General features: G+C 50.4%; 3 protein-coding genes. All 3 read right to left on the reverse strand.

Annotation, left to right across the window (positions count from 1 at the left end):
* A partial coding sequence (locus KP703_RS15315) for a transposase (protein WP_215755316.1) occupies positions 1-206 on the reverse strand: 206 nt, incomplete at its 3' end.
* A 38-nt stretch (positions 207-244) separates the two neighbouring features.
* A complete protein-coding gene (locus KP703_RS15320; protein ID WP_215755543.1) occupies positions 245-1,513 on the reverse strand; it encodes an MFS transporter in 1,269 nt (422 codons plus the stop codon).
* Positions 1,514-1,615: 102 nt separating this feature from the next.
* Positions 1,616-1,855: transposase (locus tag KP703_RS15325; RefSeq protein ID WP_215755544.1), on the reverse strand; the 240-nt coding region annotated here is incomplete at its 5' end.

Below are 1,855 nucleotides of genomic sequence, written 5' to 3' on the forward strand. Positions count from 1 at the left end.
AGCTGGGCCGCTCGCCACCACGGCCCCAGTTCAGCGGGGATGCTCCGCCATTTCGCGCCATTCTCATGGCGCCAGAAAATTGCTGCTATCGTACGCTGCAGATCATGGGGCGGCGTCTTGCCCCTTGGGCGAACCGCCTCAATCAGAGGTTCCCAGATCGCCCATGTCTCGTCCGTAAAGGTGCCTGTTCTGTCTCCTTCTTCCATCCCTACAATATGGGAAGAAATTCAAGATCTAACAGGCCCTAGTCCAGCGCAGATGTCTTCCTTGTTAGCCACTGAATAAACAACCATGCCAGAATGTAAGCACTACCGCAAACAGCAAACAGAACATAATACCCTGTGTTAATGCTATTTATAGACCTGTAGTAATCCAGAATTATACCAATAAAGACGGGGAAAAGCATTCCCCCTATGGAGCCTGCCATGCCTCCTATACCCTGCACCGAGGCTATCATACTTTTGGAAAAATAGTCTGCGGGCATGGAATAGATATTAGCTGACCAGCCCTGATGCGCAGCAGCTGCCACACTCAATAGCGCAATCATCCCCCACATGGTGCCAACCTGCGCAGAAAAACACAGTGGGATCACCAGCAGCGCCATCATCAACATGGTAAAGCGCCGCGCGGTTGCAACTCTCCAGCCCCGACCGATCAGAAAAGAGGAAATCCAGCCACCACCAACACTTCCGACAGATGTCGAGCAATAAACAGCCATCAGCGGAAATCCAAGATGCTGAAGATCAAGGTGGTATCGATCAGAAAAATAGGACGGCAACCAGAAGAGAATGAAAAACCAGATTGGATCCGTCATGAATTTGCCAAGCGCAAAAGCCCATGTCTCTTTCATTTTCAACAGATCTAACCAGCGCCCTTTAAATTCCGGCACTTTAGCAACACCTGAATCCTGAGCAATATAGTCTCGCTCTTCAGATGACAGACGAGCAGTCTCCTCAGGCAGACGGTAAATACGCAGCCATATGATCAACCAGACAAAACCAGAAAGACCCGTAATAATAAAAGCAGCCTGCCATCCATATTTAACAGCAAGCCATGGCACTGTAGCCGGCGCCATGATGGCACCAATACTTGTTCCTGCCGTGACAATCCCAACAGCCAGAGAGCGCTCCGTAGAAGGAAACCACTCTGAAACAACCTTCAAAGCTGATGGAAAATTACCCGACTCTCCAAAACCGAGCAGACCACGAACTGCCGCAAAGGTTGCTGTTCCTCCCACAAAGGCATGGCTGATTGATGCAATACTCCAGATAAACATACAGACTGCATAGCCCAGACGCGTGCCAATTCTGTCTATCAATTTTCCAAAGGAAACAAACCCCAAAGCGTAGCAAGCCTGAAAAACAATAACCAGATAGCTGTAGTCTTTTTCAGTCCAGTCGAATTTCTGTTCCAGAAGCGGCTTGAGTAAGCTGAGAACCTGACGGTCCACATAGTTGATTGTTGTTGCCGCAAAAAGAAGTCCGCATATTATCCAGCGATATTTACCAATCATCACGACCTCCGGTTTTTCTTTTTTGTAGGAGATGCAAAATGTCCGAGTGCAGCCACAGACTTCTCGCGCATAAGTATTAAGGCAGGCGTACCCTAGGGCCTGTTAGCACTTGATCCAGTCTGCGGCGGCAGCGATGTGGATGACCGCGAGGAACGAGGTTGCTGTTTTTTCGTATCTGGTTGCGACAGCGCGCCATTCCTTGAGACGAGCCCAGAGGTTCTCCACAAGATGTCGGCATCGATAGGCCCATTTGGGACAGGCGACCGGCGCATCGCGTCGTTTCGCGGGAATGGCCGGTCGGGCTCCCATGTCCCATATCCGTTCACGAAAGGCGTCTGACGC

Source organism: Acetobacter sp. P5B1, from assembly GCF_018811985.1.
Lineage (GTDB): Bacteria > Pseudomonadota > Alphaproteobacteria > Acetobacterales > Acetobacteraceae > Acetobacter > Acetobacter cerevisiae.

What these genes read in the sequence shown, in the direction of transcription:
- KP703_RS15320 (WP_215755543.1), bottom strand. Translation starts at nt 1,513, where the DNA reads ATGATTGGTAAATATCGCTGGATAATATGCGGACTTCTTTTTGCGGCA.